Origin of the sequence: Erwinia rhapontici (genome assembly GCF_020683125.1) — a bacterium.
In the GTDB taxonomy this organism is placed as follows: Bacteria; Pseudomonadota; Gammaproteobacteria; order Enterobacterales; family Enterobacteriaceae; genus Erwinia; species Erwinia rhapontici.
In genome coordinates this window covers 1,195,408-1,215,399 of the sequence record NZ_CP085627.1, presented here as the reverse complement: position 1 = coordinate 1,215,399, position 19,992 = coordinate 1,195,408, and the positions used below count along the sequence as shown (strand labels likewise).

Sequence of the window (19,992 nt, the reverse complement as noted above, 5' to 3'; positions counted from 1 at the left end):
TCGCCTCCGGTCTTTTATTTTTATTATGCCTTTATTTCCGACACCACTCTTTTTCCTCATTATCAAACCGGCAACAGGGAATACGCTATGTTTCGTAAAATAAAGATCCGTACCGCACTGAGCATGATGATTTTTTCATTAGCCGCATTATTACTTTTTGTCGGTATTCTGGGATTAGTTGCGGTGCAGTCTGGCAATAAATCCTTTGCCCGCGTGGATACCGAAGTGCTGCCAGGGCTGGTTGCACTGAATGAAAGTTCCGAGCTGCTGCTGCGTGGACGATTAGATTTGCGTCTGTATGAATCACTGATGGTCAATGGCGACACCGAGAAAGCCAAAGTCGCCTTAGAACGAGCCAGAGGTAAAGTAGACAGTGCCGGGGCGAAATGGCAGGACTATCTGAAATATCCGCAATCAGAAGAAGAGCAGGTGATTGCCACAGAAATGGCTGCCGCACGCGATACCCTGATGAAAACCTTTATTGACCCGGCGTTTTCCGCGCTGGAAGCGGGTAATCTTGACGACTATCGCCAGCGCGCCGGGAAGTCGACGGCACTCTATGCCGCCTTTGATAAAGCCTCAAAAGCGCTGGTCGCCTTTAAGCTCTCAAGCATTGATGTGGCGTATGAAGACTCCAGCGATCGGGTGAGCACTATGCAGTTCATCCTCTACTGCGCTATCGCCTGTGCCCTGCTGTTGGCTGGACTGGCCTGGTCAGTGATGACCAACCTGGTAGTGAAACCACTCAACAATGCCGTTACCGTGTTTGACCGCATTGCTGAAGGCGATTTACGTGCGCGTATTGATGCCAGCGGAAAAAATGAGATCGCCCATCTGTTTGCCGCCGTGCAGCGTATGCGTGACGGACTGGAAAATATGGTGCTTGTCGTGCGTAACGGTACCGATGCGATTGGCGCGGGCGTAGAGGAGATTGCTTCCGGCAATATCGATCTTTCCAGCCGCACCGAACAGCAAGCCGCCTCGCTGGATGAAACCGCGTCGAGCATGGAACAAATCATGGCGACGGTTAAAAACAATGAGGACAACACCCGCAAAGCAAACGAACTGGCGCAAAAAGCCTCAGCCTCGGCTTCACGCGGTGCCAGCGTTGTCTCTGATGTCGTGTCGACTATGAGTGCCATCGAACACAGTTCGGCCAAAATCGGTGATATCGTCGGCGTGATTGATGGCATTGCATTCCAGACCAACCTGCTGGCGCTCAACGCCGCAGTAGAAGCGGCACGTGCAGGCGAAGCCGGTCGCGGTTTTGCGGTCGTCGCCTCTGAAGTACGAGTACTGGCCCAGCGTAGCGCAACGGCGGCGAAAGAGATCGGTTCGATGATCGATAACTCTCTCAGCCGTATTGAACAGGGCGTCGGGCTGGTGAAAACGGCAGGCAACACCATGAATGAAGTGATGGTCGACGTGAAAGAAGTGGTGGACATCATGGATGAAGTGATGCTGGCTTCCGGGGAGCAGACGCGCGGTATCTCGCAGATTAATATTGCCATTCATCAGATGGACGGCGTGACACAACAGAATGCCTCACTGGTCTCTGAGGTGGCAACGGCAGCCAGCTCCCTGCAACAGCAGGTGGTAAATTTGCAGCAGTCGGTCACCCGCTTCCAGGTCGAGGATGAGAAAACCACGCTGGAAAACGACCTGTTTAAAGGGCCACAAGATATGGCGTTAGTTAACCTGCGATAAACTCAGATGGGCCGGATGATGACGGCCCTTTTACCCATAAGATTATTCCCAACTACTCAATTTGCATTCTCCCCTCAATGTTTTTCTTTTCAGTCCGATGATAAACTCAGTGACACAAGGCCGGAGCGGCCGGAGCGGCCGGAGCACATTTATATACGCTCCTAAAACTAAAAATTATAACGAACAACATTGTTTTGACGCCTCACTTTCTCTTTTTGAATATCAACACCATGTCCGGGAAACTGACCTATGAAGGAAAATTTGATTGAGCGCATTTCAACGGCGCTTGGATCGGAAAAAACGCTCGAAGGTTTTGTACGCCAGCTGCTAGAGATGCTGGAGCTGGTCACGGATATGGAGTCCACCTACCTGACCCATATTGATGCAGACGGTATCAAGCAACACATCGTTTATGCGCGCAACAGCGAAGCAATGCAGATCCCTGAAGGGCTGTCTGTTCCCTGGGAAGATACCCTGTGTAAACGCGCTCTGGACGAGGGCCGCAGTTATACCTGCGATGTTCCGGCAGTCTGGGGGGATTCCGAAGCCGCGAAAGCGCTGGGGATCACCACTTACGTCAGTACCCCGGTGTGGCTGGGTGACGGCGCGATTTATGGCACGCTATGCGCAGCAAGCTCAGAGTCTCGGGAACTGTCAGATCGCGCTGAACAGGTGCTTCAGCTCTTTGCCGAGCTGATTTCCCAGTACATTCGTAAAGAACAGCTGCTGGAAGAGCTGCAGGAAGCCAACGCTGCGCTTACGGCAGTGAGCCACACCGATGAGCTCACGGGCCTGCCAAACCGACGGGCAGTGTTTGCCAACCTGCCAAAGCTGTTTGCACACGCGCGTAACGATACACATCATCTGATGATGGCCTTTATCGATCTTGATGGATTCAAGCAGATTAATGACCGTTACGGGCACAAAACCGGTGATGAATTTTTGCAGGCCATCGGCGAGCGCTTGAAAGAGTTGGTGCACGAGGATGACGTTCTGGGACGCCTGGGGGGGGACGAATTTATTATTGCCACCCTTGATGCCTCAGATGCTCAGACCGCAGCCGCGACGACATTCAAAAACCGTATTTCGGCACTGTTGAGCGGACGCTATCATCTCTCGGGCACAAGGATAGACTATGCTGGTGCCAGCATCGGCATCATTCACGTGGACCCATCGCTCAGCACCCCGGACAGCGCCGTGCGCGATGCGGATGCCGCCATGTACGAAGATAAAGGGCGCCGCAAACAGCGTCAGGTCTGTGGCCAGTCGCTTTAGCAGACCCTATACATTGCCTGAACTTGCCGATTTCCGGGCAGGTATCCCTAAAGTTTCAGTGAAAGAGACCGATGTAAGTAGCACTCATCCTGAATTGTACGGACCTGTCATGTACCTGATTAAACCTGCAGAGCTGATTCTGCTGTCACTGACACTGGCATACTGTCTGGCAACGTATGTATGGTTCTAGCCCTCAAGGGATGAGGCATGAACAGCAATACTCATGTTTTTTGCTAAAGTATTTTACCGCCCTGCCGATGAAATTGAAGTCGGGGGGTTGCTGGAGAGACAGAAATGTCGACGACGGCAACCAGGTAAACCTGATGGCATAATACTTGAGTATCTGCAAAATTTAGCCGACAGATGAAGTCGGTTTTTTTGTTTTTGTTGTTTATTATATTCCATTCGTAATAAAATAACACACCACTCACACTGCCACCATAGTGAAATATCATAACGCCGTTACATATAAATGTGCGCATCATTACAATTACCACCGTCACTCACCAAAAAAAATAGACCACTTTCATTGTATTTGATAGTTTCACCTTACATATAAACATCAAGGATGTGATGATGAAATGGCAAAATCTTCTCTGTACTGCACGCCGTAAAGATAAAGAAAAAGAAAAAGAAAAAGAAAAAAGCAATCCATCTCATGCTCAAGCTGACACCTTATCTTTAAGCAAAGGACGTCAGGAAATTGAACGTGATTACGACCGCCTCCTTTTTTCTGCTCCAACTCGTCGGCTGGCAGATAAAACACAGGTTTTCCCCCTGGACCGTAATGACAGTGTTCGTACCCGTTTAACACATTCACATGAAGTGGCTAACTTTGCCCGAGGGATAGGGATAAGGCTGGCGTTTGACCTGAAAAAAGAAATTTTTGGTCACTTGGAGGACATCTGTGTGGAACGTGATGTCCCGGCTCTCCTTGCAGCCATTGGGCTAGCCCATGATTTGGGTAATCCACCCTATGGCCATCAGGGGGAAGCAGCAATGCGTTCCTGGTTTACTCGACATCTGACACATCTGGTCAAGAAAGAGGACAACCCACAAATCTATGATGACTTCTTCAAGTTTGATGGCAATTCACAAACGTTTCGTCTGGTCACCAAATTGCAAATTCTCAACGACCAGTATGGGCTTAATCTGACCTACGCCACGCTAGCGGCCTTAATTAAGTATCCACAATCTTCTTATACCAGGAAAAAAACACCGTGGAAAAAACAAGGTTTCTTCTATTCAGAATCTGACGTTGTCAGTGAAGTCTGGGAAAGAACCGGATTGAGTGAAGGGCTACGCCATCCGCTCACCTATATTATGGAAGCCTGTGATGATATTGCCTATTCCGTTCTGGATGCAGAGGATACAGTGAAAAAAGGCCTGGCCTCCTACCATGATCTGATTAATTTCCTGCAATGTTGGGATAAAAGTGACGATGAGGAAATTAAGTCCGTTATTAAAAAAACAGAGGAAAAAAATCAGGGATGGAAAACAAAGGGAAGCGATCTTTCTCCTGCTGAACTCAATGATATGAGCATGCAAATGTTCCGGGTTAACGCAACGAGCTCCCTGATCAATGCCGCTGTCGATGCTTTCCATGATCATCACCAGTCACTTCTCCGTGACGAATGCGACATCAAGGACTTAATGGGAATAAGTCGCGGTGCCGAGCTCTGTGATGCATTAAAAGAATTCGATAAAACTCGCGGCTACCGCCACCGTTCTGTTCTGGAACTTGAGCTGAAAGGGTCAAACTATATTCAGGGCTTAATGGATATGCTATGGGTGGGGATCCATGGACATAAAACCCGAGCGGCTACTCAGGAGGAAAAAGAGCGGGCAAAAAGTGAGTCTGGTTTCACACCCCAACCTACGCATCTCTCAGAGACGCCATTTGGGCGTTACGCTTATGGTCGCATTTCAGAAAACTACAGGCGAATCTTTGAAGATCCGAACAATACGTTACCAGGATTGTACAAAGAAGCACAGTTGCTGACTGATGCTATTGCAGGGATGACCGACAGCTATTTGATGGATCTTCATGATGAGTTAAAATCACTCTATGAATATGAAAGTCGTCAAAAACCAACAGCATCTTAAACGCCGTATCGACGATTTTTTCCTTTCCGGTTATGAAGGAAAGGCGGCCAGAGTGTTGATTGACACGCTGGCCGAACACAATCGTGCATGGATCTTCGGTGGAATGATCCGCGACATAGGGCTTTTTGGTCACAAAGGTTTCACTTCCGATATCGATATCGTGGTCGACAGTAACCACGAGGACTTGTTACGTGTTCTTTCAACCATCGATGTCCAAAACCTCACCTGTACTAAGCTAGGAGGTATACGCTTTCACTATCACGATATGGATTTTGATGTGTGGTGCCTGTCAGATACCTGGGCCTTTAAAGAAAATATTATTCCTCTTGAAGGCGCGCACAGTCTGTTTAAAACAACACTTATGACATGGGACGCCATTCTTTATGACATCCACAGTAGAGAGGTGATCAGCCCGGAAAACTACCTGGACGATCTTCATGAACGACGCCTGGAATTGGTACTGAGCCAGACCCCCAATGAGTCAGGTTCTTTGATTAAAATTCTGCGTACTATCTATTCCAAACGGGTAGAGGTGCTGGGACCAGAACTGTGTACATTCTTACATCAGCGACTTTATACATATAATTTCGATGCTTTGATGCATTATGAAATGACGCATTACCACACTAATTCCTTTACCACTGCTCAAATTAATCAATTGTTGCAGAGTTTGCGTCTAGCCAACCCGGAATCCGATCTCAGGGTCAACATCAATCCAACGTAGCACTCCCAAGTTTCAATTGACCCGTACAGCGTTTTTTCCGGGAAAAAACAACCTTCCGGCTGAAGAATGATTATCCCACCGATTTATCTTTGATATGACTCAACATTTCCAGCCAGACCTGTGGTAGTATCCCTCCCGCTCTGCGGCCATCGTATAATGGTATTACCTCAGCTTCCCAAGCTGATGACACGGGTTCGATTCCCGTTGGCCGCTCCAGTTCTTCCCCTCTTCGCTTTGCCTCAGCCCGTTAACAACGCAACCATGAACACATTCAGGTTTTACTGACCGTATAGTTTTTGACCTTGTCATTTTGTAGCTGAATCGTCAGCGTTCTGCCTTCGGTCGTCGTTCCGGTTTTTGCCTGGCTCCAGGTCCACATCAGAATGCTCTGCCCCTGCGGGAAAGGTGTGTCTGAAGAGGGCTGACCAAACCATGTGATCAGTTCCTGCTTTGTGGTCACGTCATGATGGATTTTTGCCAACTGGGTATCATCAAAGTTCTGCCCTACAGAGGCGGTGCATCCGGTGAGCAGCGCCAGCGTCAGGCACCACATTACTTTTCTGTTCATTTCTGGCACCTTTGCCGTTAGGTTTATTCTGCTGCCCTCTAAACTACATTAAAAACCTCCTGAATAGTCACTCACTGCCGCTAACGTCCTGCCAACACCGGAGCAACCCACGCAATACAGATATTTTACTTATGCATAATTTAGCAGGTGATAGACCTTTTTGTTTGTAGCCGTCATTTTTCCTTTATGTAACGCTATCAATCCTAAAAGAAAATAATAAGTATCACCTGCCTTCAGGAAAACGGGGTCATTCCCCCTTTCGGACTATACATAAGGAAAAACTATGATTATGGCGACACGCAACAACCGCTCATTCCATAAAACCCGCCTTTCTGCTGCACTGCTGCTGGCACTGACCAGCATCACCACTTTTGCCGTGCATGCTGACCAGCTGGCGGATATCAAAAAAGCCGGCGTGGTGAAAGTCGCCACCTTTGACGCCAATCCGCCGTTTGGTTCAGTGGATGCCAAAACCCACGAAATCGTCGGTTATGACGTCGACTTCGCGAAAGCTCTGGCAAAAACCCTGGGCGTGAAGCTGCAACTGGTACCGACCAACCCGGCAAACCGCATCCCCCTGTTGCAGTCAGGTAAAGCGGACCTGATTGTGGCCGATATCACTATCACGCCTGAGCGTGCAAAAGTGATCGATTTCTCAGTGCCTTACTTTGTCACCGGACAGCAGTTCCTGGTGCCCGTCAGTTCACCGGATAAACTGGATGGCTACGCGACGGCACGCATTGGTGCCGTAAAAGGCACCACCGGCGAACAGGAACTGCATAACCGTTTCCCGCAGTCACGCGTGCTGTCGTATGACGATATCCCACTGGCGCTGTCTGCCCTGCGTAATGGCAACGTGCAGGCAATTACTCAGGACAGCACCATTCTCGCTGGCCTGCTGGACGGTGCACCGGATAAAGCCAAATACAAAGTACTGCCTGAGTTACTGAGCAAGGAAGAGATTGGCGTAGGGGTGAAAAAAGGCGAAGCCAGCCTGCTGAAAGTGGTCAATGACGAACTGTTGAACCTGGAGAAAAACGGTCAGGCGGTGAGCATCTACGACACCTGGTTTGGCCCGCAAACTAAATCGCCACAACCCCGGTTATTCAAAATCGAAGCAAAATAATCAGCCAGGTATCACACATGCAGCAAGAAAATGTATCAACCGCAGCGGCGTCTGCGGTTTTTTCACATTCATCGCCGGGACAAAGTACCGCCGTCGAATTCCGCCAGGTCAGTAAGTCGTTTGGTCACCATCAGGTGATCACCACGGTCGATCTCAGCGTAACCAGCGGTGAAGTCGTTGCCGTTTGTGGCCCGTCAGGTTCCGGTAAGTCGACGCTGATCCGCCTGATTAACCAGCTGGAAACCGTGAGCGATGGCGAGATCCTGATTGACGGTAAGCCAACGCGTGGACTGAAAGGGGCAGCACTTCAGCAACTGAGAACACATATTGGTTTTGTGTTTCAGCAGTTCAACCTCTACGCCCATCTGACCGCACAGGACAATGTCAGCCTGGCGCTGATCAAAGTACACGGCTGGAAGAAAACGGAGGCACGGGCAAAAGCGTTGGCCTTACTGACGCGCGTCGGCCTGGCCGATAAAGCACAGCATTATCCTGAGCAGCTCTCCGGCGGCCAGCAGCAGCGCGTGGCGATTGCCCGGGCGCTGGCGACTGACCCGAACATCATTCTGTTTGATGAACCGACCTCGGCACTTGACCCGGAGATGATCGGAGAGGTGCTGCTGGTGATGCGCGAACTGGCACGCAGCGGTATCACGATGATTGTGGTGACCCATGAAATGAGCTTTGCCCGCGAAATCGCTGACCGGGTGATCTTTATGGACGGCGGTGAAATTCTGGAGCAGGCCAAACCGGAAGATTTCTTTACCCGTCCCAACCACCCGCGCGCCAAGCGTTTTCTGCAGAAAGTGTTGTTCCCACTGCATCCTGAATCGCAGGTGGGCCTGTGAACTGGCAGCCCGACTGGGCAGGCGTGCTGACCGGGCAGCCTCTGCAATGGATTATCTCCGGTTTTTTAACCACCTTTTACGTCAGTCTGATTGCCAGCCTGTTCAGCACACTGTTGGTGGTGCTGCTGCTGGCCATGCGTCTGAGCCCATCGCGGATCGCCCAGGGCGCGGTGTCGGTATTTGTTTCCCTGTTTCGTAATACACCGCTGCTGGTACAGCTTTTGTTCTGGTATTTCGCCGCCTGGGGCGCGCTGCCGCAGAACTGGCGTTTTTACATCGGGGATATTCATCCCTGGGCAACGTTTCCTGGCGATATCAGCTGGCTGACGCCGGAGTTTCTCTGCGTTGTCTGGGGGCTGGGGCTGTTCACGGCGGCATTTTTAGTGGAAGAGGTTCAGGCCGGGCTCAACTCCGTGCCAAAAGGCCAGCGCGAGGCAGCGATTTCACAAGGCTTCAGCCGCTGGACGCTGCTGTGGGACATTTTGTTGCCCCAGGCGCTGACCAATGCCTGGCAACCTGTCGCCGGGCAATATCTGAACCTGATGAAGCTCTCCTCGCTGGCAACCGGTATTGGCTTTTCCGAACTGACCTATCAGGTCAGCCGTATTGAAAGCTACAACGCGCACGCCTTTGAAGGCTTTGCGGTGGGCACCGCACTGTATCTGTTACTTGGCCTTATTTTGGGTGGACTGTTAACCGTGATCGGCCCTAAACGCCCGCCGCGCCATCAACCAAAACGGGTGGAACCCGCCCTGTCGGAGCGTTCAAAAGATGGAATTTGACTACTCAGTACTGCACGATAATGCTGGCTACATGCTGTGGGGAAGAGTGGCGGAAGGTGAACCGGGCGGCGTATTACTGACGTTAATTATGGCCGTCTCTGCCGGTTTTCTGGCGCTGTTGCTGGGTGTGCTGATGGCTACGCTGGCCTGGCGCTACGGCGGCTGGACGCGCAGAGCGCTGTTTCTCTGGGCCTCCTTTATCCGAGGCATCCCGCTGATTTTTGTTATTTTCTGGCTCTACTTTCTGCTGCCGGTGGTGTTTGGCGGTTCAATCCCCGGCCCGCTGACGGTGATTATTGCGCTGGCATGGTTTACCTCAGCGGCGGTCATGCACTCAACGCTGGCCGGGCTGGAATCTCTGCCCGCCGGGCAGACAGAAGCAGGAGTTGCGTCAGGCTTCAGTAAAATAAAAATCCTCACCGTGATTCTTCTGCCGCAGGCGTGGCCAAATCTGCTGCCCTCATACCTGGGGTTACTGATTTCGCTGCTGAAGGACACATCGCTGGCATTTATTGTGAACGTCCCTGAACTCACAACGGTTGCCGGACAGGTTAACAATCGGGTGCAGATCTACCCTGCAGAGATCTTTCTGTTTGTTGGCGTCATCTATTATCTGCTGTGCAGTGCGCTGGCCTATCTGGCAGGAAAGGGATTAACACGGTGGCGTCTGGCTCGCTGATAAGCGCCTGCAAAACGGGCCGCCAGGATCAGGGTGTGACGGCCCGTTGTCTGACGGCACAGCGCAGGTTAACTGCCCTGTGCCGGCGACAGCCGTTTGCTGAACATCGTGTTCATCGCCAGTAAGAGAAGCCCCATGCCGATAACTATCAGGAAAAAATACCCCAGCCAGTGGAACAGCCAGATACCGGCCACACCGCCGATAAGAAATGCCATCACCGTATAAAAATGCAGACGCAGGCGTTCCATATAGAGAGGGGCATTCTGAGGCGACTCTTTACGCCGCAAAACATCAAACAGCATCGCCAGCTCGATGCCGATATCCGTTGCCGTTCCCGACACATGCGTTGTTCTGACACGCGCGTTGGAAATGCGTGTCACCACCGCATTCTGCAGCCCCATCAGGAAACTCAGGCTGAGGACCAGCAACGCGCCCGGAGAGGCCAGCGTCAGTCCGATCTCTGCTGCCCCCAGCGCCATCAGAGCCAGGCCTTCAATAAAGATATTTACCGCATAGATGGTACTGATGCCCCGCCTGCGGCCCGCATTAATGATCAGCGTTGAGCACACGGATCCCGCGATAAACAGGAATACGATAGCCAGAAAGAAGATGCCTGCACTGAAGTTGATTTTCGCCAGGTGATCGGACAGTGAAGAGATGTTCCCTGTCATATTGGCGGCAAAAAAACCCACACTTTCAAAAGCGGCGGTGTTCAGCGCCCCGGCGACGGCGGCCAGGGTGCAGGCAAGACGGCTGTCCGTATTAAACGTCCTTGCTGCATCGGTGGTGATTAACATTTAGCGAACTCAGGTCAAATGCGGGATGATGAATGATCCCCTTGTTTGTCGTGACAAACAAGGGGCCAGACAGCGTCTGAATCAATGTCTGGCAGGAACGATGCCAGGTCAGCAAAAAAGTGGGCACAATACCACCCGATTACCCCATGCGGGGATCGAAGAAGCATGTGAAAACTAATGCAGGCGATCAACTATTGGCTTCACCACTTTTACGCCATGCTGACCGTAAAATTGATATAACGTGTCGGAAGCAGCCTGGGTCAGAACCATAATTTCAATGCGCCGATTGCGTGCAGACAGGGGATCGTCAGGGACCAGCAGCATGCGATCGGCCATCGCGTTAACCTGAATGACCCGCTGTATTTCAAGGCCACCTTTTTCTAATACACTTCTGGCGGCCAGTGCACGGTCACCGGACAGATTCCAGTTGTTATATCCCGCGCTCTCAGGATAGGTCGCTGAATCCGTGTGTCCGTTGATGATCACCTGGTTATCAATACGATTGAATACCGGTGCCAGTTCAGTCAACAAGCGAGTAAAGAAAGGCGTTATCTTTGCACTACCGCGCGGGAACATCATCCGGTCTTCATCATCCTGCAGCAAAATGCGCAGCCCCTGCGGCACTTTTTCCAGCGACAAATTTCCCTGTGCGTTTAATTCCGCGGTGATGCGTGCAATGGCCTCGCTAAGTTCATTTAACTCCTGATCCGAACGCGACAAGACGGTTTCCAGCGCCTCAGGCTGAGGGGGGGTCTGCGCGTCCAATTCTCTCTCTGCATCAGCCATAGCAGGTACAGAAGAGATGAGTGGCAGAGGGCCTCCGCCAGAAGCGGGATCGTTGACAGGACTGAAGGCCCCGCCATCAAAAATAGAAACACCGTTCAGATGGGCAACAATTTCCCTTCGCTCCTCTTTCGATACGGAACTGACGATCAACTTCGTGGTGGTGACCAAGGGGGCCGAGCGTATCTCCGAAGTCTCGGCACGTTTCACCCTGGACGCCCTGCCCGGCAAGCAGATGGCGATCGATGCGGATATGAATGCCGGGTTGATTACGCAGGAACAGGCGCGAGCACGCCGTAAAGACGTTGCCAGTGAGGCCGACTTCTACGGTGCCATGGACGGTGCCTCCAAGTTTGTACGCGGCGATGCGATAGCCGGGATTATGATCCTGCTGATCAACGTGGTCGGCGGTATTCTGATCGGTATCTTCAAATATAATCTGGATGCCGGACAGGCCTTCGATCAGTACGTTCTCCTCACTATCGGTGATGGTCTGGTGGCGCAGATCCCTTCCCTGCTGCTGGCGACCGCCGCCGCCATTATCGTCACCCGCGTCAGCGACGATGACAGTGCGGGTATTTCGGATGACATTCAACGTCAGCTGCTGGCAAAACCCGGTACCCTTTATACCGCCGCCTTTGTGATGTTTGTGCTGGCCGTGGTTCCAGGGATGCCACATCTGGTCTTCCTGGTCTTTACCGCGTTACTGCTGTTTACGGCCTGGCGTCAAAGCCGACAGGTTGAGAAACCCGCCAGACATGAGCAAGATATGGCGGCATTAAGCAACGCACTGGAAGACAGCGACAGTATTAATATCTGCTGGCAGAGCATTCCCATGATTGAACCACTGGGGCTGAACCTCGGTTATAAACTGGTCACGCTGGTCGATAAAGCGAAAGGCAACTTACTGACCCAGCGCGTGCGTGGGGTACGCCAGGTTGTCTCGGAAACCAGTGGGGTACTCCTGCCGGAAATCTCTATCCGCGAAGATTTCCGTCTGAAGCCCGCACAGTATGCCATTAAGGTGAATGGCGTCCGCACGGCGGTCGGTGAAGTGCATCCCGATCGTCTGATGGCCATCCCCGGCGCAGAACAGTACGGTGAAATAGATGGGGTTCTGGATACCGATCCGGCGTACGGAATGGCTGTTACCTGGATCACCCCGGATATGAAACCCCAGGCACTGAACCTGGGCTATCAAGTGGTTGACTGTGCCAGTGTCATCGCCACGCATATTAACCGGGTGACACGTGAACGTTTACCCGAACTGTTTAACTATGACGATATCACTCAGCTGAACCTGCGCCTGGCGGGCGTGGCCCCTAAACTGGCAGACGATCTGAACAATGCGTTGAATTTCAGTCAGCAGTTGAAGGTGTATCGACTGCTGCTACAGGACCAGGTGTCGCTGAAGGACATCGCCACCATTGCCACAACGCTGGTTGAGAGTGCTGCGGTCACCAAGGATGCCATTCTGCTGGCCTCCGACGTGCGCTTTGCGCTGCGCCGGGCAATGGTGGCGGCTATCGCGCCAGACAGTAAACCGCTCTCTGCCTATACGCTGGATAACCAGCTGGAGAACCTGCTGCTGGGTTCACTGAACCAGGCACAACAGGCCGGAAAAGTGAGTCTGGACAGCTTCCCGGTGGACCCCAATATTCTCACCCAGCTGCAATCGACACTGCCAGTGGTGCTGGAGCAGTTGAAAGCACAGAATCTGACGTCAGTGCTGTTGGTGACGCCACAGCTGCGCCCACTCATCGCCCGCTACAGCCGCCTGTTTGCTGCCGGTCTGCATATACTTTCCTATAACGAAGTGCCTGATGAAGTGGATTTACGTATTGTCGGTACGGTGAGCTGAGGAAGAAAAGAGGCTGTATGGGCTTTTCCCATCATGCTGTGTTCGTTGTATCAGGCACTCAGCCGTCCACGACCCGAAGACCTGAATCGGGTATAGTGCACCTCTTTTCTGGCTGAGTGCCGCAGTGGCTAATGGTATGACCCTCAATCGCTTTTGTTATTTTATTCTGATTCTGGCTGCTGCGGGCAGTGCGTTCTCTCTACATCCCTTTATAACGTGGGCCCTGCTCGCCAGCGCGCTGACGCTAATGGTTTATGGCATGGACAAAATGGCGGCCCGCAAAGCCTGGCGCAGAATCCCTGAGTCCACCTTGCTGATATTGGGTGTTGTCGGTGGCTGGCCTGGCGCCATTCTCGGCCAACAACTCTTTCGCCATAAAACGCAAAAGCAACCGTTTAAAACGTACTTCTTCCTCAGTGTGATAGTGAATATTATGGCGCTGGCAGCCTTGTACCTGTTCTGTACAAGGTGAGGTTGTGGCTGACAGATATAAGTGGAACTGACGGACCAGAACCTGACTTCGATCAGCCAAAATATGCTTAAGAATATGGCGAGACATCCCGCCAACTTGGGTTTAGCTAGTCAGCGAATTTTGAAACAACTAAGTTACTATTTTTATCTTCAAAAAAAATATAATAGAAAACCCTGGTACATTCTCACGGCTAACCCGAGAATCAAATAACATGAATCATTATAAAAACATTAAAACGTACTTTTCTGTTTTCCTGGGTGATGATGCTGATGCTTATGGAGAGAATTACCCAGAAGTAGTGAATTCTTCAATTGAATATTTTGGCGGTATTGATGATGCACTGGTCAGTGAGATTGATCAGTTTTTAAAAGAATTCCCAACAAATGATCTCGCCGTAACGGCAATGAATATCATCACTGAAAAACGGCATGGTGACTGCGCTGATTATCCTCCTACCTTAGTCGACTTCCTCTCCTGGCTATCTGCCTACCTGAAGCAAAAGCGTAAAGAATATGACGCTAAATAATTTGCAATCGCTTTAGTGAGTTGCATGACGCGGCGCACGGAAAAGATCAGACATTGCAGGCTTCAGGTTTCAAGACTTGAGATACACGTGGGCAGGTTAGCTTTTTCAGTCTGGAATTCGGCTTTCTGTGTTGCTGGAAATGGAGAGCTGAGAGTCAATGGTGCGGAGATATGCTCACCTTCACTATTTACGTCCAGCCTCAAGCCTCAGCCTGTCTTTAGGGCCGGATCAACAAAGAGCCCATTCTGTTGTGTTCAGCTATCTGACATTTAAGATTGCCACTGGCTTCTGAGAAATAATAGTGGCCATCTTAATGAAATCACCAAAAGAATATGATACTGACAAGTTAACTTAAGCTCTAATTTTTTCTTACAAAGCTTCTTTTTATAAATGGTTAGATCTACGGCTATCTTCCCTGAGCCGTCCGACTTTGATTCGCGTGGTTTTCGGCATCTCACCCAGATTGTCTTCCCTCAGCCCCAGCATCATGTTGTATCCCGAGAACAGCCCCGGATCCCCCAGTCGGGGAACCGGCAGTAACCTCGTCGGGATCGTCAGCCACAGGCGCACATCGTAATCACACCCCAGACAGGTATGCAGTAAAGCCATCACATCCTGTTTAAGCTGGCCGCCAGGCATCCAGCCCTTTGCTTCATCAGAATTCTCTGTCGAGAGTTCCACCCGCGAGCAGTACCCGGCAACGGTGGTTTCATCTCCCAGGATCGGGTGCTGATCGAGCGTCATGCCATCCCGTAATGAGAGCATGGCCCGTTTTGCCACCGGCATTCTCACTGGGTGATGTGGGAACACGTTGACCTTTGTATTGGGTGCCTGGCTGCGGATAACTGCCGCTATGCCTTCAGCGTTGTGCGTCGGATGCAGCAGAGGCTGCAGTATTGCCAGTAATCGTGAGCATGGGATGTCCTGGCTGTGGGCGATACCGGTCAGAGCCATCAGGCTCTGCGAGACAGTATCTGTTCCGCCGGGTTCAAAGGTGGCCGGGTAGCTGTACTTGCGCCAAATGCGGTAAAATTGCGTCATCAGCCGGTGGTTGAAGATATCCAGAAACGCGGCCATGGCATCGGCCCCGTCGCGCCCCTGGTTAATATCATCGATGATGGCCGTGGGCAGTGGCGAGTCGACCCCGTACAGCCCGAAGAAGTTCGTTCTGACGGTTGGCGGTGCATCCGGGTTATCCGCATCAGTTTCTGTGCGCTTCAATTCCCCCGCAGGAAAGCCAAGATGTGGATTGGGCCGAAAGCGTACCGGGTCGTCTGTAATGGCGCGGCCTGTCCCCAGCGTGCTGTCGTTAAGCTCTTCAATCAGCTGGCAGAAGCGATAAAAATTAAACCCTGCCGTGTGGTCATTGCCTTCCCCGTCCAGCCAGAATGGAGGGAGGGGCTGATTATTTTTTTTGTTTTCAGTGGTCACATCAACACCCGGCCAATACGCCGTTCAGGCCATGTCCATTCCGTCTTCGATTGTGTCAGCATGACGGTTAACTGCGTGAAGCGGATGACGCTGGCGTACTGAGTGAAGAATTGTTCCAGCAGCTCGCAGAACAGACGAGCATCCCCGGTGCCGCTGAAGTGATGCTCATCCAGCTCCACGTGAATATTTACGCCATGCCAGTGATGAGAGGAGTTAAAGGCTTGTTTGTAGCTGACGAGTGTAATCCCGTCGATGCGACGACGGTTGTTGTCGTCATTGCCCCAGTTAAAGAGCTGAATTGCAGCTTTCAGATTATCGGTGCTTGCCAGCATCTGACTTAGCGCCCTGGGGTGCAGCAGCGACAGTACATGCCACTGATACAGCTGAGTTAGTGGCGGATAAGAGGGCATGGAAGGCGCGTGTCGGGTCTCGCAGCGCAGCGTCAGATTTCCCGCAACGGCAGTGCCGTCAAATACTGCATTATCCAGCGCCATGCGCGGATAGTTACCGTTGGTGCAGGTGAGGTTCATAAACAACGTGGCCTCTTCCTGCGCTAAATCCTGTTCACCGGATGTCCCTCCGAGCATCAGTAATGTTTCATGCAGGCCACTGACGCCGCGCCAGATACGGGTGTGATAATACCGTTCCGGCCAGGACGCTTTACGTGCGAGCATTCCGCCTTTCTGACGAAACTGGCGATACGGAACATACTGCCGTTTATCGAGGGTTTCACTCGCCGCCACCGTATCGACACTGTAGATTTCAGTATGGTGGTCACGCAGCCGGTGCGGGCGCAGGCGATAATCCAGCACCGTGGGCTGTACTTTCAGCGGTTCCGCATTCAGGGAAAACAGATTAATGACCGTAACGCAGTTAATGCGTAGCGCATCATCGGGTAAAGGAATATCGCGAGTCAGCGGCTGGGTGAGATGGATTTCCAGGATAAAGTCACGGCATTCCTCACTGAGTGGCAGCGTATCAAGCCCGGTTAGAGTGAAGAAAGCAAACCGCGCAGGAAAGCTGAAATACTCAAGCCACGGGCGCACTTCACCACACAACGCCGGGCTGTCACTCTGCGGCCATACAGGCTTCCAGTGCTGCTGCCAGCGGTTAGCCAATGTCCCGCCAAACGGCAACGGGTCTGGGTTGCCGGTCTGAGGCAACCGCACCGTGATACGGCTGACATGGTGCGTCAGTGCCTGGTACAGCATCGACTGCAGCGGGCGGTCACCGTTGATATAAAGCGGCAACGCATGCAGATTTACCTGGCTCGGATCAGCGTACTGGCTGAGTGAGAAGCGCAGACTCAACACCTGGTGCCCATCAGGATGAAACTGTGTGCTGACGCTGTCCAGGGTGAGTGGGTGCAGCGTCAACTCGTCGGTGGTGCGATACGGACAGCGAAGACCGGATTCATCCATTGAGCGGGTCAGCAGCGTGGTGCCTTCCGGCAATACTGCGTCCCGTACCTGTGCCACCCTATCCGGCGTCAGCTCTACCACGCCCATTGACGGCAGGGTACGATTCACCACCGGCAGCAGGTGGCCCAGCAAAGGCTCTGTCAGCTCGGGAATATCATCATCAATCTTGCGCCGCAGCTGCGCCATCATCAGCGAGAACCCCTGGAACAGTTGCTCCACGGACTCGTCCATTTTGTGCGACATGCTGTCCACGCCGAGGCGGCGGGCGGCGTCAGGATGCTGTTCAGCGAACTCTCTGGCGGCAGATTTCAGCCAGCGCATTTCGCTGTCAAAATATTTCAAAAATTCATGGTCGTTCATTCTTTCACCGGCCTTAACCACAGCGTGTTATTGCGGATTTCGATAACTCGCGGGTCATCCGGGTCCAGGTCGGCGCGGCTGAGTACAAGCTTCCAGGTTCCCCTTGCCCTGTCAGGAAGACGAAACAGCCCAACAACCGCCACAACGTTTGCTTTCTCATCCATGGGGATGTCAAGATTCAGCGTCTGCCCCGGCGTGACGCTGAGCTGGCGTTGTGTTACCAGGCTGTCTTTCAGCACCAGGTCAGGCTGCGTTAACAGGTCGGTGTATTCCGTACTATCAAAGGTTTTACGGTCATTGAGTTGCAGGATGCGCACGCCCAGCGGCATCGACTGCTGGGCATCATCGTGGTTGATGGCCTCGCGGGCCACAAAGGAGAGATGCAGCGTTTCAACCTGCCGGTAAAAGACGGCGCTGGCGACAGATGCAGTACCCTGTTTGGCTTTCTGATACAGGCCACAGCCGCTGAGGGTAAGGGTCGGCACCAACAGAAGTGCACAGATAAACCGTGATGGACGCAGCATTATTTATTCCCTCCATGCTTCGCGGCAGGCAGAGGCGACGTACCCGTGGCAAAAACGTCAGAAGGCAGAGTGAAGCCCCGTAAATCAAGCAGTGACAGCGGGCCTTTGCCAAGTTCCGTGCGCATCAGGTAGTTCAGCGCCACCCCGTCCGGGGTTATCCACGCCACGCGATATTGATTATCGCCAAGGTCAGTGACCAGCGCTTTATCCAGCAGGCGAATAAGTCCCCAGCTTCCCGGCTCATCGGCATACAGGCGCGCACCGGCCTGAACGGTGCGCCAGGTCAGGGTGGTTTGCGGCTGCCAGCGGTTGTCCGGCCAGGCCAGCATCTGCCAGCTCTCTTCCTGGTTAAAGTACTGCAGCTTCTGGCGGTCAACGGTGAGGTTGGATTCCACCACATCACGGGACGGTTTTGCCATCAGCTGGAAGTGCAGCGCGACATCACCGTGGGCAAAGGCAACGTTCGAGATACGGGTCAGATGGTTGAGTGCGTCAATAAAGGCCGGGTTAAACGTCAGCCCCTGACTGTTCATGGCATCTGGCACCCATTTGTCGCCCTCCAGACGCAGCAGGCCACCCAGCCGGGTGTTGATAAACTGCGCAATACGTCCGGTGTCCATGCGCATAAACTGCGCAAGTTCGGGCAGTGACGCATCACTCTGGCGGTCAACAAACGGGTAGCGGTCATTGAAGGCTGTCTCCCACGGGGTGACAATATCGGTTTTCCACTGGCTGTTGATACTCTGAGAGGTCGGAGAAAGCACCTGCTCCCATGCCTGAACCATCGGCTGCACAAACACGGTCTGCCCGAAACCACTCCACTCCTGACCCAGGCTGGCGGCAATCAGGCTGCCATAATCGCGGGTATCGGTGAGATCAACGGCTTTGCCCTGGAAAACGGTCAGTGCCAGCGACTGCATCATCGCCTGTGGATCAGGGGCATTGGTAACCTGTTGCAGGCGCAGACGTACGCGAGTGATGCGGGTCAGGAAGGTTTGCAGGCTCAGGGGATTTTGTGTCGCTGACGTGGTGTCACTCAGCGCCAGCAGCGGGCCAAAGGTGTCATCCATAGGACCATGCGGGCCGGTGTTTTGCTCTACGACGTTGGCTTTGTCGTTATGAATGAGGCTCTTCGCGGATTTCACCAGAGAGTCTGCCAGGTCACCACCGCTCTTCTGCCCGGCGCGTCCCTGAATATTCAGCGTGTTCATCAGCGCTATCAGCGGTGACTGGCGAACATCTGCCAACAGCGTGAGCTGCTCGATTGACTCCGACAGGCTGGCAGCCTGACGCCACTGCAGGCTGTTGAGGAACTTCAGCCAGGCGGCACCGTAATCGGAGAAGTAGCGTGCCTTTAGTCGCGCCTTCATCGTTTCCGGAGAGAGTTCGGTATTCGCCGTATGATGACTGTCGCTGAGTACCCAGTCAATTTCGTCGCGCCGGGCGTTTGCCAATTTATCCAGCGCGGGCTCCACGTCTTCTTCCCAGGCTTTGCGGGTAAATACGCCGGGTACGGTTTCACCTGTACTGAACAGACGGCTGCTGTCGGTCCCGTTGACCATTTCACCCAGTGACATATCGGCATAATCGCGGGATACCTGGTCAATCAGTTGCTGGTAGCGGGTGGCCTCCGCATTGCTGGCACCAATTTGGCGTAACAACGTTGTGCGCATTTCGCTCACCAGCTGCCTATCGGGGGCAACGCGCCAGTCAGGATGTGCGGGCAGATTCTGCATCATAAAGGTCAGCATATCGCTGCCGTTCATCATCCAGGTGCCGTCCTGCACGCCGTCACGTAAACGCCACTCTTTCATCACCACGGCGCTGAAAAATGCAGGGTCGGTGTTGTCCGGCTGGGAAAGCATCAGGTACGCTTTGAGCAGGTCGTACATGGCTTTTGACTGCGCGGCCCGCGCCGGGTCATCCGGAGCACGATTTCGCCAGGCGTTCATTTGTTCACTCAGGCGCTGCACGGAAGCATCACGCAATAACGGCATGGCTG

At 52.7% G+C, this 19,992-nt stretch carries 17 protein-coding genes, 1 tRNA gene and 1 pseudogene; 12 read left to right on the top strand and 7 right to left on the bottom strand.

What is annotated here, in order from left to right:
* Nucleotides 1-87: 87 nt before the first annotated feature.
* The 5 genes from LJN55_RS05730 (at nt 88) to LJN55_RS05710 (ending at nt 6,028) form a co-directional block, all read left to right on the top strand.
* The gene (locus tag LJN55_RS05730; RefSeq protein WP_133845687.1) at nt 88-1,707 is read left to right on the top strand and encodes a methyl-accepting chemotaxis protein; all 1,620 of its coding nucleotides are present in this window, start codon (nt 88-90) and stop codon (nt 1,705-1,707) included.
* Between the two features lie 249 nt (nt 1,708-1,956).
* The gene (locus LJN55_RS05725) at nt 1,957-2,982 is read left to right on the top strand and encodes a sensor domain-containing diguanylate cyclase (protein WP_133845688.1); all 1,026 of its coding nucleotides are present in this window, start codon (nt 1,957-1,959) and stop codon (nt 2,980-2,982) included.
* A gap of 573 nt (nt 2,983-3,555) precedes the next feature.
* Nucleotides 3,556-5,088, top strand: coding sequence for a dGTP triphosphohydrolase (gene dgt / locus LJN55_RS05720; protein WP_227535834.1), 1,533 nt, complete (start codon nt 3,556-3,558; stop codon nt 5,086-5,088).
* The gene (locus LJN55_RS05715; protein ID WP_227535833.1) at nt 5,051-5,812 is read left to right on the top strand and encodes a hypothetical protein; all 762 of its coding nucleotides are present in this window, start codon (nt 5,051-5,053) and stop codon (nt 5,810-5,812) included. Before dgt ends, LJN55_RS05715 begins: the two co-directional genes overlap by 38 nt.
* 142 nt (nt 5,813-5,954) lie before the next feature.
* A tRNA-Gly gene (locus LJN55_RS05710) sits at nt 5,955-6,028 on the top strand.
* Nucleotides 6,029-6,083: 55 nt separating this feature from the next.
* Here the strand turns inward: LJN55_RS05710 and LJN55_RS05705 are convergent.
* On the bottom strand, nt 6,084-6,380 hold the full coding sequence (locus tag LJN55_RS05705; protein ID WP_159337479.1) for a hypothetical protein: 297 nt from the start codon (nt 6,378-6,380) through the stop codon (nt 6,084-6,086).
* 283 nt (nt 6,381-6,663) lie between these two features.
* Between LJN55_RS05705 and LJN55_RS05700 the strand changes: the two genes are divergently transcribed.
* The 4 genes from LJN55_RS05700 to LJN55_RS05685 are packed head-to-tail and all read left to right on the top strand — an operon-like array spanning nt 6,664 to nt 9,815.
* Nucleotides 6,664-7,506: an ABC transporter substrate-binding protein gene (locus tag LJN55_RS05700; RefSeq protein ID WP_159337480.1), complete on the top strand. Its 843-nt coding sequence runs from the start codon at nt 6,664-6,666 to the stop codon at nt 7,504-7,506.
* A 17-nt stretch (nt 7,507-7,523) separates the two neighbouring features.
* Entirely contained in the window at nt 7,524-8,354 is an 831-nt protein-coding gene (locus LJN55_RS05695) for an amino acid ABC transporter ATP-binding protein (protein WP_133845692.1), read from the top strand.
* The gene (locus LJN55_RS05690; RefSeq protein WP_133845693.1) at nt 8,351-9,136 is read left to right on the top strand and encodes an amino acid ABC transporter permease; all 786 of its coding nucleotides are present in this window, start codon (nt 8,351-8,353) and stop codon (nt 9,134-9,136) included. Before LJN55_RS05695 ends, LJN55_RS05690 begins: the two co-directional genes overlap by 4 nt.
* Entirely contained in the window at nt 9,126-9,815 is a 690-nt protein-coding gene (locus LJN55_RS05685; protein ID WP_133845694.1) for an amino acid ABC transporter permease, read from the top strand. The genes LJN55_RS05690 and LJN55_RS05685 overlap by 11 nt, the downstream gene beginning before the upstream one ends.
* A gap of 68 nt (nt 9,816-9,883) precedes the next feature.
* On the opposite strand, the gene LJN55_RS05680 is transcribed toward LJN55_RS05685, so the two are convergent.
* Nucleotides 9,884-10,612, bottom strand: coding sequence for a YoaK family protein (locus tag LJN55_RS05680; RefSeq protein ID WP_133845695.1), 729 nt, complete (start codon nt 10,610-10,612; stop codon nt 9,884-9,886).
* Nucleotides 10,613-10,786: 174 nt separating this feature from the next.
* On the bottom strand, nt 10,787-11,605 hold the full coding sequence (locus tag LJN55_RS05675) for an OmpA family protein (RefSeq protein WP_227535832.1): 819 nt from the start codon (nt 11,603-11,605) through the stop codon (nt 10,787-10,789).
* Between LJN55_RS05675 and LJN55_RS05670 the strand changes: the two are divergent.
* From LJN55_RS05670 to LJN55_RS05660, 3 genes and pseudogenes are all read left to right on the top strand, one after another.
* Nucleotides 11,538-13,256: pseudogene (locus LJN55_RS05670) on the top strand (flagellar biosynthesis protein FlhA); the annotation flags it as partial. The gene LJN55_RS05675 and the pseudogene LJN55_RS05670 overlap by 68 nt on opposite strands.
* Before the next feature lie 136 nt (nt 13,257-13,392).
* Nucleotides 13,393-13,728, top strand: coding sequence for a DUF1294 domain-containing protein (locus tag LJN55_RS05665; RefSeq protein ID WP_227535831.1), 336 nt, complete (start codon nt 13,393-13,395; stop codon nt 13,726-13,728).
* Between the two features lie 211 nt (nt 13,729-13,939).
* Nucleotides 13,940-14,254, top strand: coding sequence for a hypothetical protein (locus tag LJN55_RS05660; protein ID WP_227535830.1), 315 nt, complete (start codon nt 13,940-13,942; stop codon nt 14,252-14,254).
* Between the two features lie 384 nt (nt 14,255-14,638).
* Here LJN55_RS05660 and tssG read toward each other — a convergent pair whose 3' ends face one another.
* The 4 genes from tssG to LJN55_RS05640 are packed head-to-tail and all read right to left on the bottom strand — an operon-like array spanning nt 14,639 to nt 19,987.
* On the bottom strand, nt 14,639-15,685 hold the full coding sequence (gene tssG, locus LJN55_RS05655; protein ID WP_227535829.1) for a type VI secretion system baseplate subunit TssG: 1,047 nt from the start codon (nt 15,683-15,685) through the stop codon (nt 14,639-14,641).
* Nucleotides 15,682-17,466: a type VI secretion system baseplate subunit TssF gene (gene tssF / locus LJN55_RS05650; RefSeq protein WP_227535828.1), complete on the bottom strand. Its 1,785-nt coding sequence runs from the start codon at nt 17,464-17,466 to the stop codon at nt 15,682-15,684. Before tssF ends, tssG begins: the two co-directional genes overlap by 4 nt.
* Nucleotides 17,463-17,990: a type VI secretion system lipoprotein TssJ gene (tssJ, locus tag LJN55_RS05645; RefSeq protein ID WP_227535827.1), complete on the bottom strand. Its 528-nt coding sequence runs from the start codon at nt 17,988-17,990 to the stop codon at nt 17,463-17,465. Before tssJ ends, tssF begins: the two co-directional genes overlap by 4 nt.
* Nucleotides 17,990-19,987: an ImcF-related family protein gene (locus LJN55_RS05640; protein WP_227535826.1), complete on the bottom strand. Its 1,998-nt coding sequence runs from the start codon at nt 19,985-19,987 to the stop codon at nt 17,990-17,992. Before LJN55_RS05640 ends, tssJ begins: the two co-directional genes overlap by 1 nt.
* Between the last annotated feature and the right edge of the window lie 5 nt (nt 19,988-19,992).